This is a genomic window from Bradyrhizobium sp. CCBAU 53421 (assembly GCF_015291625.1).
Taxonomy (GTDB): Bacteria; Pseudomonadota; Alphaproteobacteria; order Rhizobiales; family Xanthobacteraceae; genus Bradyrhizobium.
Map to the genome: position 1 here is coordinate 4,726,118 of NZ_CP030047.1, position 13,861 is coordinate 4,739,978.

Consider the following 13,861-nt stretch of genomic DNA (forward strand, 5'->3'; position numbering starts at 1 on the left):
CCCATGGTTAACAAAGGATGACGGTGCGGTGGTGGTCGCCGCATCGGCAACCGCGCCGATTAACCCAGCGGCAACCTTAATGGACTGTAATCGCCGCCATTGAGGTGGAATCGCGGCGTCCGCGGGAGTTCGTTATGCGTTTTGCATTCTGGCGTAGAGGCAAGGAAAAGGCCGTCGTGCAACGGGCGCTGCCGAAGTCTGCGCCCGTTGCCGACGAAGCCGTTGCGAAGCCGGCTTCGCCAAAGCCCGCTCCGGACAAGCCGGCGCGTCCAGTGGAGGCGACCGATCTCGATCTGCATGTGCTCGGCCGTGCGCTGGCGCGCAAGCGCGGCTGGATCATCGTGCCGACCGTGCTGGTATTTGCCTTGTCGCTTGCCGCCGTCAACGTCGTGACGCCGCGCTACAAGTCCGAAGCGCGCATCCTGATCGATAACCGCGAGAACGCCTTCCTGCGGCCGAACGGCGAGCGCGACCTGGAGCGCACCTCGCTCGACGCCGAGGCCGTGACGAGCCAGGTGCAACTGTTGCTGTCGCGCGATCTCGCCCGCGACATCATCAAGAAGAACAAGCTCGCCGAGCGCCCCGAGTTCGATCCGGTGCTGCGGGGCTTCTCGCCGCTGAAGTCGCTGCTGGCGTTGTTCGGCATCGGCCGTGACCCGTTCAGCCTGACACCGGAAGAGCGGGTGCTTGATTCCTACTACGAGCGCTTCCAGGCCTATGCGGTCGACAAGTCGCGCGTCATGGTGATCGAATTCCAGTCGGAGGATCCCGAGCTTGCGGCGCGCGTCGCCAACTCGATCGCCGACGGCTATCTGGTGCTGCAGCAGGGGGCGCGGCAGGACCAGGCCAAGTCCGCCAGCACCTGGCTGCTGGGTGAGATCGACAAGCTGCGCACCAAGGTTGCGGACGCGGATTCGCGGGTCGAGGAATTCCGCTCCAAGTCGAGCCTGTTCGTCGGCACCAACAACATCCCACTGTCGAACCAGCAGATGGGCGAACTGAACACGCAGCTCAACAATGCCCGAGCGCTGAAAGCGGATGCCGAGACCAAGGCGCGGCTGATCCGCGAGATGCTTCAGGGCGGCAAGCCGATCGAGGCTTCGGAAGTGCTCAATTCCGAGCTGATCCGCCGGCTTGCCGAACAGCGCGGCACGCTGCGCGCACAGCTCGCCGAGCAATCGTCGACGCTGCTCGACAACCATCCGCGCATCAAGGAATTGAAGGCGCAGATCGCCGACCTCGACCGCCAATTGCGCGAGGAGGCCGGCAAGATTTCGCGCTCGCTCGACAACGACGCACGCGTCGCCGATGGTCGCGTCCAGGCGCTGCAGGCGAGCCTCGATCAGTCGAAGAGGCAGGCCTCTTCGAGCAACAGCCAGGACGTGCAGCTGCGCGGGCTGGAGCGCGAAGCCAAGGCGCAGCGCGATCTGCTGGAAGCCTATCTCGCCAAGTATCGCGAGGCGACGGCACGCGAGAACATCGAAGCAGCACCGACCGACGGCCGGATCATCTCGCGCGCCACGGTCTCGAACACGCCGGCCTATCCGAAGAAGCTGCCGATCGTGCTGATCGCGACCCTGGCGACGCTGTTGCTGTCGTCAGGCATCATCATCACCGGCGAGCTGCTGCGCATCTCCGCGCCCGGCGCGGTTGGTCGTGCCTTCGCGCCGGCGGCTGCCGTGATCCGGCGCCGCGAGCCGGTCATGGATGCTTCGGCCACCGAGCCGGAGCCGAGGCTGTCGCCTGAACCCGAGTTCACGTCGCCGCTCGCACCGACCCTGTCGCCGGAGCCTGCACCGTCGCCCGAACCCGCTGTCGCCTATGAGCCGGTCATCGAGCCGCCGGCTGCGCCCGCCCAGACGGTCGACGAGATCGATGTGCTGGCCGAGCGTCTCGTCGCGGCCGGTCCGGCCGCCCACAAGGTCACGGTGCTCGGCCCGGCCCCTGGCGAGAGCGTCACGCTGACCGCGCTGACACTGGCCCGTCTGATGGCGCGCCAGGCCAAGGTCGTGGTGGTCGATCTCGTCGCGTCTTCACCGGTGCTGACGGCGGCGACCGTCGATCCCGCTGCGCCGGGCCTTGCCGAACTGATGCAGGGCGAGGCGACGTTCGCGCAGATCATCACCAAGGATCGGCAGTCGCGGGTTCAAATCGTCAGCGCGGGGCGTCCGGGCTTCGATCGTTCGCATCTGCAATCGCCGCGGCTCGGGCTTGCGATCGATGCGCTGCTCCGGGTCTACGACCACGTGCTGCTCGACGCCGGCTCGGCCGTCGACCTGCCGGCCGAGCTGCTGACCGCAAAGGCGCAGGCCGTCGTGGTGCCCGATGCTGGAATGGCGCAGGATGCCCGCCGATCGATGGTCGATCAGCTCAGGGCGGTCGGCTTCTCCGAGGTGACGATGCTGAGCAAGCCCTGCGCGCCGTCAGAGGCGGTCGTGACGGGACCGCGCGTCGTGGCGGCCTGAACCTCGTCTCAGGAGTGCGATGAATTCATCGCGCTCCGCCCTCTATTTTCGCATGATCTTTTCGGAAAACCGCTTCGCACTTTTCCGGATCATACGCTAGTGCGCCAGCACCGGCTCGCGTGCGGCTTGCTCCAGCACCGGATCGATCCGCAGCCTGATCGTGACAAGGGCGCCGATCAAGCCGACGACCGCGAGCAGCAGCAGGCCTGCGGTGAATCCACCGGTCAGGTCCTTCAGATAGCCCATCGCGAACGGGCCGGCGAAGCCCGACAGATTGCCGAGCGAGTTGATCGCGGCAATGCCGGCCGCGGCCGAGGCGCCGTTCAGGATGCTGGCCGGCATCGGCCAGAACATCGGCGGCACAGCCGACACGCCGATCTGTGCGAGGCAGAGCAGGCCGACGATCAGTACGGGACTTGAGACCAGCCCGGCGAGGCCGATGCCGACGGCGGCCAGCGTCAAGGCTCCGGCGACATGATAGCGCCGCTCGCCGGTCTTGTCGGAATGACGGCCGAGCAGCACCATGCCGACCGCGCCGAACACGAAGGGCAGCGCGGCGATGAAGCCGGTCTGGGTGTCGGTAACGCCAAACGCCTTGATGATCGTGGGCAGGAAGAATGCGACGCCGTAGCTTGCGGCATTGAGACAGAAATACACCAGCGCGCAGGCGAGCACCCGCGAGTCGGTGAGCGATTGCATGACCGAGATGTGCTCCACGGCTTCCTTCTTCTGCCGCTCGATCTCAAGCGTGTTTTGCACCCATTTGATCTCGTCCGGCTGCAGCCAGCTCGCCTGACGCGGGAAGTCCGGCAGCATCGCCAGCACGGCGAAACCGACCAGGACCGACGGCAGTGCTTCGCAGATGAACAGCCACTGCCACCCGGTCAGGCCGGCTCCGGACAGGTTGAGCAGCAGGCCGGAGATCGGCGCCCCGATGATGCTGGAAATCGGGATCGCGAGCATGAACAGGCTGATGACGCGGGCCCGATAGATCGTCGGGAACCAGAGCGTCAGATAGAAGATGATGCCGGGGAAGAAGCCGGCCTCGCAGGCGCCGAGCAGCAGGCGAAGGAAGTAGAAGATCCATTCGTTCGAGAGGCCGCTCGCCGCCGACATCTGCGGGATGAAGGCGAATGCCGCCGAGACGATGCCCCAGCTGATCATGATGCGGGCAATCCAGCGCCGTGCGCCGAACCGTTCCAGAAGGATGTTGGAGGGCACTTCGAAGAAGAAGTAGCCGACGAAGAACAGGCCCGCGCCGAGCCCGTAGGCGGCTTCGCTGAGGCCGAGCGCCGTGTTCATGTGCAGCTTGGCGAAGCCGACATTTACGCGATCGAGATAGGCCACGAAGTAACACAGGATGAGGAACGGGATCAGCCGTCGCATCATCTTTCCGATCGCGCGCTTCTCGACATCGTCGCTCATCGTTCCCATCCCTTCCGGCTTTTCGATTCTGTATACGGATGACCGCGCTGTCGGGGTCGCATCCGGTACACCCGCAGCGGTCCATCGGCTTGTTCTTGCAAGTCTCCTTGCAATCGTTGCATTCATTGTTGTGTAATCGACGGCCGCAAGACTAATGGCATTTGGGAATGGAGCCACGGCGAAACTGTCATGATGCACCGCGGTATAAACGCGGGAACCCTGGAGCGTTTTCCAGCGAAGTGGACGCCGATTGGCGGCAGGAAAGCGCGTCAAACTAGAGTCAAGAGCCAGGATGGTGGCGGGCCGTGATCAATAATCTGAAATTGCGCCAGTTGCGCCTGCTGGTCGCGCTTGACAGCGAGCGCAAGCTGCAGTTGGCCGCCGAGCGCCTTAACATCACCCAGTCGGCGGCATCCAAGATGCTGGCCGAGATCGAGGCGGTGGCGCGGGTTCCGCTGTTCGAGCGGACGGCGCGCGGCGTCGAGCCGACGGACTATGGCTCGATCCTGATCCGGGGCGGCCGGAGCGTGCTGGCCGACCTTGACCGGGTCACCAATGAATTCGCCGGATACCGGTCCGGCGAACTCGGCACCGTATCGGTTGGAACGGTTGCCAAGCCCAGCATCGACCTGGTCGTCGATGTCATGCAGTATCTCGGCGAGAAGCTGCACCGGGTGAACATTTCGCTCGATGTCAGCACCAGCCCGCCGCTGGTTGCGCGGCTGCTCGCGCTCGAGCTCGATTTCGTCGTTGCGCGCATCCCCGCCGGCGTCGATCCCGGGCAGTTCGACTATCACGAGATCGGCGCCGAGCAGGCCGGCCTGCTGGTTCGCGCCGAGCATCCGCTGGCCGCGCTCGACAGCGTCAACCTGGAAGACACGGTCAATCTGCAATGGATCTCCCAGCCGCGGGAATCCTTCATGCGCCAGGCGCTCGAGCGGCTGTTCTACAGTCGCGGCATTGCGCCGCCCCAGCGCATGATCAACACCGAATCGTTCTCGGCGTCGATCGGAATTGCCGCGGGGATCGATGCGATCGTGCCGGTGCCGCTGCTGATCTTCGATCTGCTCGATCCGCAGCGCTTCAAGATGCTGCGCATCCGCGACCAGCTGATGCTGGAGAGCTACGGGCTGATCAAGCTGCGCAGACGCGCGCTGTCGCCGGCCGCGACGCTGGTGTTCGATGCGATGATGCGGCTTGGCGTCGCGAGCGGACGGCAGGGGTCCGAGGGCTCTTCTGCCTAAGGTCTCTCAGCGGAACATGCTGCGCAGGTTCTGCGCGATTTCGAACAGCGCCGGATTGTGCTTCACCGCGCGCTTGGCGCGGCTGATGGCCGACAGCGCGCTCGCCGCCGGCTTGCCGCGCAGGCTGAGCGGAATGAAGCTGTCGACGATCGCTTCGTCGTCCTTGCAGAACAGCCGCTTGTACTCGTCCGAGCCGATGCCGAGGTCGAAGGCGCGGTAGTTCAGGCCGGCATGGCGATCGATGATGTCGCGCATCAGGATCAGGCCGGGGCTGAATTTGGAATTGGCCGACATCGTGTAGGTGTTGAACATCATCGAGAAGCGATGTCCGTCGGAGACGCCGGCGAAGATCGCGATCACTTCCTCGTCGCACTCCAGCGCGTGGATGTCGATTGCATAGCCCTGGCCGTCGGCGCGCGGCGCAAGACAGGCGCTGCGAATGAACTGCTCGACGCCGGGCTCGGCGAACACATCAGGCAATTTCTGCTCGGCCATGCGCTGCGGCTTGACGCGGAAGAACCAATCCAGGAGGCGGCAGACGTCGGCGCTGTTGCTCGCGACGTGATAGCGGTAGCCGGGCAGCGGTTGCAGCTTGCGCTCCTTGCCCTTGAGGCGGCGGCGGAACGAATTGCTGATCAGCGCCGCCGGCGCGGCGCCTGGCTCGATCGCCAGCAGCGGGCAGTCATTCACCGAAGCCTGGTGCGGCAGCAGCGCCAGCGGATTGGGCAGGTCCTGCCAGCGCAGCGGCTGCTGGCAGAGCACCAGCGCATCGACGCGGGAGCGCTCGGCAATCGATCCGGTCAGGGCCGTGATGTCGGCCTCGGTCGCATTGGCGGCGAAATCCTTGTCGCACAGCGCCATGTTGAAGGTCGCATGCTTGCCGCCCATGAAGCTCGCGCAGCTCGCGCCCAGGCGGGACTCGACGGCGAGCGGCAGCAGCAACAGCGGACGGCGTTCGCTGTCATGGGCAACGACGATGAAGGGCCGCAGACCTTCGCGCTCGCCGACCTGGCGCTGCCAGTTGGCGAGGAAGTCGAAGCGCTGATAAGGCGTGTAGCTGTGCTGCGGTGTCTCGAGACTGCGCCAGGTCGCCTCGGCGGCTGCGAGATCATGAAAGATGTCGACGCCGGCAACGCGGATTGCGTTCGGCCATGTTCGCGTGCCGGCCGTCTGGCCTTCAACTGCCGCCGCCATGATCATCTCGGAACCTAAATTTTTTAAGGTATTAATTTACAGGTCTCGGCTACGGCCGACCTTCGCAGGGAAATGTCAACAAAGAGTAATAAGAATACGCCGACGCGGGCTTGGCGGTTGGTGGGAACTGCAAGCAGAGGCGGGGACGGGCGGGAGATTTTGGCGCCGGACAACGGGATTTTGCGGCGGGCCCGGATGGAGCTCGCCTATATCAGCGGCGCCTTCAGGTTGCGGGAACGCGAGGCCGGGGGCGCCGGGGTGATCCTGCGCTTCGCGCGTGTCCGCCCGGCCCAGCGGGCGCGGTTTCAGCCGCTGAGGTCGCAGGAGATCACGCCTGGCTTCCTCGATCGCACCATTCGCGCGCTGAAGCGTTGGAAGTACGACATCGTCGGAATCGACGAGGCCTGCCGCCGCGCGGTGACGATGCCGGAGCGCCGCCGCTTTGTCTGCCTGAGCTTCGACGGAGCCACCAAGGACTTCATCACGCATGGCTATCCCGTGCTCGCCAGGCACGGCGTTCCCTTCACTCTCTATCTGCCGACGGCCTTTCCGGATGGCGTAGGCGTCGCGTGGTGGCTGGTGCTCGAGGACATCATCGCGCGCGAAAACCGCATCAGCATGATGATCGATGGCAGGGAGCGGCACTTCGTGGTCTCAAGCCGGTCGGACAAATACGAGCTGTTCGATTTCCTGTCGGGCTGGCTGCGCAAGCTGTCGCCGCCCGATCTATCCTACGCGGTGAACGATCTCGGCCGGCGCTATTCGGTCGATGCTGTGCAATTGTCGCGCGGTGCCTCGCTCGATTGGCAGGATCTGGCGAAGCTGGCGGCCGATCCGAACGTGACGTTCGGCAGCGCAACCGTGAACTATCCAGCGCTGTCGAGCCTGAAGGATGCGGCCGCGCAGCGCGAGATGGCGATGGGACAGGCGGTGGCCGAAAGTGCGCTGCGGCGGCAGGTCAGGCATTTCGCGTATCCCTTCGGGGACCGCGACGCTTTCGCCCGTCCGCATGTCGTGATGGCGGAAGAGGCCGGCTTCGCCAGCGCGGTGTCGACCATATCGGGGATCGTCGAGGCGCAGGGGCGCACCAATCTCCACGCGCTGCCGCGCATCGCATGGGATGGCCGCGTACGCTCGCTGCGGATGATGCGCGTGCTGTTGTCAGGCGTGATGTTCGCGCCGGTTCGGCCGACGCGGAGCGCGCGTGACCAGGGCGGAACCTAAGTTGAGCATGATCTCCGCGCAAACGCTCCGCGTTTGTCGCGAGGGAAACCGCTTCGCACTTTTCCGGATCATGCCTTAGGCGCGATCGGGCCGCGACATCCAGGACACGATCGGCATCGCCGGCAGCACCCAGCCAAGGCCGGCGACGACGTAGAAGATCGCCTGCAGCAGCCCTGAATTGGCGAGCCACGGGGTCTGGGCGACCGTCATGCCAAGCAGCGACCACACCACGACCAGGATCAGCAGGAAGATGGTTCCGAGCAGTTTGCGGGTGCGTATGGCCATGGCGGATATGTGCAACTCGTGATCAAGAGCGTTTTCAGCGGCGCTTGCGCCGCGGGCGGGCCGGACTATAAGGGGCCGGAAAATCCAATCAAGTCAGGGCGAAATGGCCGGTATTTCCGCAAATCCATCGCAGCTCCGCGCCGTCAGGGTCTGGCTGATCGCGGTCGCCGCCCTGATCGCGCTGATGGTCCTGGTCGGCGGCGCCACGCGGCTCACCGAGTCCGGCCTGTCGATCGTCGAATGGAAGCCGGTGACCGGCGCGCTGCCGCCTTTGACCGAGGTGCAGTGGACCAAGGCCTTCGAGGGCTACAAGGCCATCCCGCAATATCGCGAGCTCAACGCCGGGATGACGCTCGAGCAGTTCAAGACGATCTTCTGGTGGGAGTGGAGCCACCGGCTGCTCGGGCGGGTGATCGGCGCCGCCTATCTGCTGCCGTTTCTCTACTTCCTATGGCGTGGCGCGGTGAGTGGCGAACTCGGTCGGCGGCTGTGGCTGATCTTCGGCCTCGGCGCGCTGCAGGGTGGCGTCGGCTGGTGGATGGTGGCGTCTGGCCTCTCGGAGCGCGTCGAGGTGTCGCAGTATCGTTTGGCGACACATCTGGTGCTGGCGCTTCTGATCTTCGCGGCGATCGTCTGGACGCTGCGGCGGTTGACGGACCGCCCAAGCGTGATCGCGCCGCTCCGGCTGAAGATCACGAGCGCGGTGCTGCTCGTGCTCACCTTTGTGCAGCTCTATTTCGGCGCGCTGGTCGCGGGCCTGCGCGCGGGCAGGGTCTACAACACTTGGCCCGACATTGACGGCGGTTTCATTCCATCGGCCGACCGGCTGTGGTTCGAGACGCCGTGGTGGCGCAACCTGTTCGACAACACGCTGACGGTGCAGTTCGAGCATCGCATGACCGCCTACCTGCTGTTCGCGCTGGCGTTGGCACATGCGATCGATGCCGTGCGCTCGCGCGCCGGAGGTGCCGTCATCGCGGGCGCCTGGTGGCTGGTTGCCGCGATCACGCTGCAGGCGACGCTCGGCATCCTGACACTGCTGCATCAGGTGCCGATCGATCTGGCGCTGACGCACCAGGCGGTCGCGATCGTCGTGCTGACGCTCGCGGTCCTGCAGGCCGAGCGCTTCGCGGCACGCCGGACCGAGCGCGACCAGCCGACCCTCGTTCCGGTCGGCCAGTCCCTCTGATTTGATCCATCAGGACAGATAGTCGAGCCCGATATCGAGTGCGGCCGAGCTGTGGGTCACCCAGCCGACCGAGATCAGGTCGACGCCGGTCGCGGCAATTACTGCTGCGGTCGCAGCCGTAATGCGGCCGGAGGCCTCGGTGAGCGCCTTGCCGCGCGCCATGCCCACCGCCTGGCTGAGCTGCTCGGTCGTCATGTTGTCGAGCAGCACCACGTCGACACCGAGCGCCAGCGCCTCCTCGAGCTGCGACAGCGTGTCGACCTCGACCTCGATCTTGACGAGATGACCGGCATTGGCCTTGGCACGCTCGATTGCGGTACGGATGCCGCCGGCGAGCGCGATGTGGTTGTCCTTGATCAGCACGGCATCGTCGAGGCCGAAACGGTGATTGCCGCCGCCGCCGGCGCGCACCGCGTATTTCTCCAGCGCACGCAGTCCGGGCGTGGTCTTGCGGGTGCAGACGATCTGCGCGCGTGTGCCGGCGACGGCCTTGACCAGCGTGGCGGTTGCGGTCGCGACGCCGCTCAGATGGCAGAGGAAGTTGAGCGCGGTGCGCTCGGCCGTGAGCAGGCTGCGGGCCGGGCCGTCGATGATCGCGATGACCTGGTCGGGTTCGACAAAGCTGCCGTCGGGCCGCTCGGCGCGCAGCTCGATGGCCGGCGACACCGTCTGGAAGGCTGACCGCGCGACGTCGAGACCGGCGATTACGCCGGGCTGTCGCGCCCGCATCACCAGGCGGGCTTGCTGGCTGGCCGGTACGATGGCGTCCGCCGTGATATCGCCGGCGCGGCCGAGGTCCTCGCGCAAGGCGGTTTGCACGATCGGCTCATACAGCAGCGGCAACAGGGGATAGAGGGTCATGAGCGGGCACTCCTGGCTGGTAGCTCGGATTCAAAGATGTCGCCCGCGGCGGCGAGCGCCTCGGCGCGGGTGAGGGAGGACGGGGATGCCGACAAGGCGGTGTGCGGGAAGTCGGTGCGGAAATGGCCGCCACGGCTTTCCTCGCGCCTGATCGCGGCGACCGCGATCATCAAGCCGACCAACGCCGCATCAGATGCCGCGCTGGGACTGCGCGCGAGCGGATACAGGCTCCGGATCGCACGTGCGATGCTGTCGCGGTCGCGCAGCACGCCGAGCCCCTGGGTGAGGATCGGTCGCACGGCGGAGGGATCGGAGGCTGGCGGCATCGTGTGGTCGCCCAGCATCGCGCGCGGACCTGCGCTCACGCCTTCGATGCTCTCGGCGACCCAGCCCGCGCAGACGATCGCTTCCATCAGCGAGTTGCTGGCGAGCCGGTTGGCGCCGTGCAGTCCGGTGCGCGCGGCTTCGCCGCAAGCCCACAGGCCCTGCACCGTGCTGCGTCCATAGCCGTCAACCGCGATGCCGCCCATGTGGTAGTGGACCGCCGGCCGGATCGGGATCGGATCCGAGGCCGGATCGATGCCCGCCATCTTGCAGAATGCGCTGATCACGGGATAGCGCTGCGCAAACTCCGCGCCTGGATGCCGGCGCGCATCGAGGAAAGTGCGGTGTCCCGCGGCGCGGTGGCGCCAGACCGCGCGCGCGACGATGTCGCGTGGCGCGAGCTCGGCGCCGGGTTGATCGGCCATGAAGCGCTGGCCGGTCTCGTCGATCAGGATCGCGCCGTCGCCGCGGATCGCCTCGGTGAGCAGCGGCATCGGCCGTGACGGCCCATCGAAGGCGGTCGGATGAAACTGGACGAATTCGATGTCCGACAGTTTTGCGCCGGCATGGGCCGCGAGCGCGAGCCCCTGGCCGAAACATCCGCCCGGATTGGTGCTGTCTGAAAACAGCCCGCCGATGCCCCCGGTCGCGATCACGACACGGTTGGTCGCGATCGTCAGCGGTCCGCGATCATTGGCTGCAAGCACGCCCCTGACCGCATTATCCTCGACCAGCAGCCGCCGCGCCTCGACGCCTTCCAGCAGCGTGATCGACGGCGTCTTACGGACCGCTGCGATCAGCGCGCGCATGATCTCGCGGCCGGTGCCATCACCGGTGGCGTGCACAATGCGGTTGCGGCCGTGCGCGGCCTCGAGCCCGAGACGCCAGCTGCCGTCGGCGCGGCGATCGAAGGCGACGCCGAGCTCGGCCAGATGCTCCACGGCGGCCGGTGCGGCGTGAACGATCCGGCTCGCGGCCGCCGCGTCGCAAAGGCCGACGCCCGCCGCGAGCGTATCGGCGAGATGCAGGGCAGGGGTGTCATCTGCGCCGACCGGCGCGGCGAGGCCGCCCTGTGCCCACATGCTGGAGGCTTCGGCGCCGAGCGGCGATTTCGACAGCAGCACGACCGGCTCGGGCGCGAGTTGCAGGGCGGTCATCAGTCCCGCCGCGCCACCGCCGATAATGACCGGGCGGCCGTTCAGATCGGAGATATCGGTACTCATATTGCCAGCATCCTTTCGACGCTCTTGCGCGCGCGGTCGGCGATCTCTGGATCGATCGTGACCTCGTGCTGGTTGGTCTCCAGGGCGTGGCGGATGTTCTTCAGCGTGATCCGCTTCATGTGCGGACAGAGATTGCAGGGGCGGACGAAGTCGACGTCGGGATTGCGGGCCGCGATGTTGTCGCTCATCGAGCACTCCGTCAGCAGCACGACGCGCGGCGGACGCTTGGTCTCGACGAACGACTGCATCGCGGCCGTCGACCCTGCAAAGTCCGCTTCGGCGACCACCTCGGGCGGGCATTCCGGATGGGCCAGGACGGTGACATCGGGATAGTTTTCGCGCAGCTGGCGCACGTCGTCGGCGGTGAACAGCTCGTGCACCTCGCAATGGCCCTTCCAGGCAATGATCTTCTTGCTGGTCTGCTTGGCGATGTTCTGCGCCAGGTATTCATCCGGCAGCATGATGACGCGCTCTGCATCGAGCGATTCCACCACCTTGAGGGCATTGCCCGACGTGCAGCAGATGTCGGACTCCGCCTTCACCGCGGTCGATGTGTTGACATAGGCAACCACCGGCGCGTCCGGATAGCGCGCGCGCATCAGCCGCACGTCCTGAGCCGTGATCGAATCCGCCAGCGAGCAGCCGGCCTTCAAATCGGGGATCAGCACGGTCTTGGCCGGATTGAGCAGCTTCGCCGTCTCGGCCATGAAGTGCACGCCGGCGAGGACGATGACATCGGCGTCGACCTTGGTCGCTTCGCGCGCGAGCAGGAGGCTGTCGCCGACGATATCGGCGACGCCGTGGAATATCTCCGGCGTCTGGTAGTTGTGCGCCAGCACCACCGCATTGCGGCGGCGCTTCAGCGCGAGGATCGCATCGACGTCCTCGGCGAAAGTGGCCCATTCGAACGGCGGGATGACGCGCTTGACGCGCTCATAGAGCGGCGCGGTGCGGGTGAGCAGATCGGTATCGAGTGCAACCATTTATACTCTCCTTGAGCATAAGATGGCTTATACTTATCCTGAGCATAAGGTGTGTCAAGTGCGCGAGAGCGGGAGCTTGGTGCCGGCGACGGCCCGTTCGGCCAATACGGCATGGCGGAAGCGGAACAGCTTGGCCGGCCGTCCGACGGTATCGGCGGCCATTGCGCCAGTTTCTTCAACGAGTTCCTGCTGCTCGATGAGCCGGCGGAAGTTCTGCTTGTGGACCAGCCGGCCTGCGAGCGCCTCAACACTGCGTTGCAGTTGCAGCAGGGTGAACTCGGCCGGCATCAGCTCGAATACCACCGGGCGGTATTTGATCTTGGCGCGCAGCCGCGCGATGCCGGTCGCGAGAATGCGGCGATGATCGGCCGTCATCGGTTTGCCCGGCACGACCGGCGCCTCGCGGCCGCGCGCGTGGCCCGCTTCCGGGATCAGCGACGCCTCCCAGAGCAGCTCATAGCGCTGCAGCACCAGTTCTTCATTCCAGTCGCGATCATCGAGACCAAACGTGATGGTACAGCGCTGCCAGCGCTCGCGCTGCAGCGTCGGTGACGGCGCCGTCTTCGCCCAAGCTTTCAGCTTCGGCGCGATGGTCTTGGCGAGGCAGGCCGGCGCGCCGGCGCGGTGGTCCTCCCAAGGGAAGTAGTCGTACCAGCCGGACCAATGCGCCTCGAAGCCTTCACCGACCCGGTCCTCGCGGGTCAGGCCGAGATAGCTGATCGAGACGCTGTGCGGCGACTTGGCGTCGCCGGAGCGGCCACGGTCGGCAAAGGTGTAGAGCTGCTCGACATAGCCGAGCGGATGGCCGGTCTGCGCCTCGACCCAGGCCCGCAGCGCGGTCTGTAGCGAGCGGTGGGTGAACTCGAACGGGCCGCTCGGCAGCGCCGAGCCGCCAGCGATGGTCATGATCTTCGGCGTGCCGTCGGTGACGGCGACAAGCACCGCGACGAGGTCGGCGGTGACCGCGTTCCCCGAAGCCGGTGCGCTGGTTTTCTTCTGCGGCGATCTGGCCACCCGATCGTTCCGCGCTAGCAGTAGCCGTAGACGCCACAGGCGTAGGGCAGGCGGTCCCAATAGGTCACATAGGCGCCGCCGTAATAGGGGCCGAAATAGTTGTACGAATGCCAGTTGCCGTAGTAGCCGGGCAGCGACGACGATCCCGGCAGCAGCGGTTCACCCACCACGTACGGGATGTACGGCTCGGTGTTCAGCGGGATCACCGCGGGCTCGACGACCACGAGCTGGCGTCCGCGCCGCACATAGGTCGGCTGCGTGATAGTGGTGCGATAGGCGTAGTGCCGGCGCGGCAGGCCCGCCGGCAGCTGGCGCGCGGCCTTGACGGTTGGGCTTTTGGCGACGACAGGACCGTCGGCGGCGTCAGCAGGCGCAATCGCAAACAGCGCGATCGCGAGCGGCAATATCCAGCGCAGCATCCATGGTCTCC

Annotated in this window: 12 protein-coding genes; 4 read left to right on the forward strand and 8 right to left on the reverse strand. The window is 66.0% G+C overall.

Annotated features, from left to right (window positions below):
* The first annotated feature begins 134 nt into the window (after positions 1 to 134).
* Positions 135 to 2,465 (forward strand): exopolysaccharide transport family protein, encoded by a 2,331-nt coding sequence (locus XH92_RS22590; RefSeq protein ID WP_194454081.1) that lies wholly within the window; start codon positions 135 to 137, stop codon positions 2,463 to 2,465.
* 96 nt (positions 2,466 to 2,561) lie between these two features.
* Here the strand turns inward: XH92_RS22590 and XH92_RS22595 are convergent, their stop codons facing one another.
* Positions 2,562 to 3,899, reverse strand: a complete 1,338-nt coding sequence (locus tag XH92_RS22595) for an MFS transporter (RefSeq protein WP_194454082.1) — start codon at positions 3,897 to 3,899, stop codon at positions 2,562 to 2,564.
* A 296-nt stretch (positions 3,900 to 4,195) separates the two neighbouring features.
* Here XH92_RS22595 and XH92_RS22600 point away from each other — a divergent pair, with 296 nt between their 5' ends.
* Positions 4,196 to 5,134, forward strand: coding sequence for a LysR family transcriptional regulator (locus XH92_RS22600; protein ID WP_194454083.1), 939 nt, complete (start codon positions 4,196 to 4,198; stop codon positions 5,132 to 5,134).
* A gap of 6 nt (positions 5,135 to 5,140) precedes the next feature.
* On the opposite strand, the gene XH92_RS22605 is transcribed toward XH92_RS22600, so the two are convergent.
* Positions 5,141 to 6,334, reverse strand: a complete 1,194-nt coding sequence (locus tag XH92_RS22605; protein ID WP_194454084.1) for a GNAT family N-acetyltransferase — start codon at positions 6,332 to 6,334, stop codon at positions 5,141 to 5,143.
* Positions 6,335 to 6,523: 189 nt separating this feature from the next.
* Here XH92_RS22605 and XH92_RS22610 point away from each other — a divergent pair, with 189 nt between their 5' ends.
* Positions 6,524 to 7,552 carry a polysaccharide deacetylase family protein gene (locus tag XH92_RS22610; RefSeq protein ID WP_194454085.1) on the forward strand — a complete coding sequence of 343 codons (1,029 nt, stop codon included), beginning with the start codon at positions 6,524 to 6,526 and terminating at the stop codon, positions 7,550 to 7,552.
* A 75-nt stretch (positions 7,553 to 7,627) separates the two neighbouring features.
* On the opposite strand, the gene XH92_RS22615 is transcribed toward XH92_RS22610, so the two are convergent.
* Entirely contained in the window at positions 7,628 to 7,837 is a 210-nt protein-coding gene (locus XH92_RS22615) for a DUF2842 domain-containing protein (protein ID WP_076857838.1), read from the reverse strand.
* 103 nt (positions 7,838 to 7,940) lie between these two features.
* Here XH92_RS22615 and XH92_RS22620 point away from each other — a divergent pair, with 103 nt between their 5' ends.
* On the forward strand, positions 7,941 to 9,026 hold the full coding sequence (locus XH92_RS22620) for a COX15/CtaA family protein (protein ID WP_194454086.1): 1,086 nt from the start codon (positions 7,941 to 7,943) through the stop codon (positions 9,024 to 9,026).
* A gap of 9 nt (positions 9,027 to 9,035) precedes the next feature.
* Here the strand turns inward: XH92_RS22620 and nadC are convergent, their stop codons facing one another.
* The 5 genes from nadC to XH92_RS22645 are packed head-to-tail and all read right to left on the reverse strand — an operon-like array spanning position 9,036 to position 13,850.
* Positions 9,036 to 9,887: a carboxylating nicotinate-nucleotide diphosphorylase gene (nadC, locus tag XH92_RS22625; RefSeq protein WP_194454087.1), complete on the reverse strand. Its 852-nt coding sequence runs from the start codon at positions 9,885 to 9,887 to the stop codon at positions 9,036 to 9,038.
* Positions 9,884 to 11,434: an L-aspartate oxidase gene (locus XH92_RS22630; RefSeq protein ID WP_194454088.1), complete on the reverse strand. Its 1,551-nt coding sequence runs from the start codon at positions 11,432 to 11,434 to the stop codon at positions 9,884 to 9,886. Before XH92_RS22630 ends, nadC begins: the two co-directional genes overlap by 4 nt.
* Entirely contained in the window at positions 11,431 to 12,417 is a 987-nt protein-coding gene (nadA, locus tag XH92_RS22635) for a quinolinate synthase NadA (RefSeq protein WP_194454089.1), read from the reverse strand. Before nadA ends, XH92_RS22630 begins: the two co-directional genes overlap by 4 nt.
* Positions 12,418 to 12,471: 54 nt before the next feature.
* On the reverse strand, positions 12,472 to 13,431 hold the full coding sequence (locus XH92_RS22640; protein WP_194454090.1) for a hypothetical protein: 960 nt from the start codon (positions 13,429 to 13,431) through the stop codon (positions 12,472 to 12,474).
* Positions 13,432 to 13,445: 14 nt separating this feature from the next.
* Complete coding sequence (locus XH92_RS22645) at positions 13,446 to 13,850, reverse strand: hypothetical protein (RefSeq protein WP_194454091.1); 405 nt, start codon at positions 13,848 to 13,850, stop codon at positions 13,446 to 13,448.
* Positions 13,851 to 13,861 lie beyond the last annotated feature (11 nt).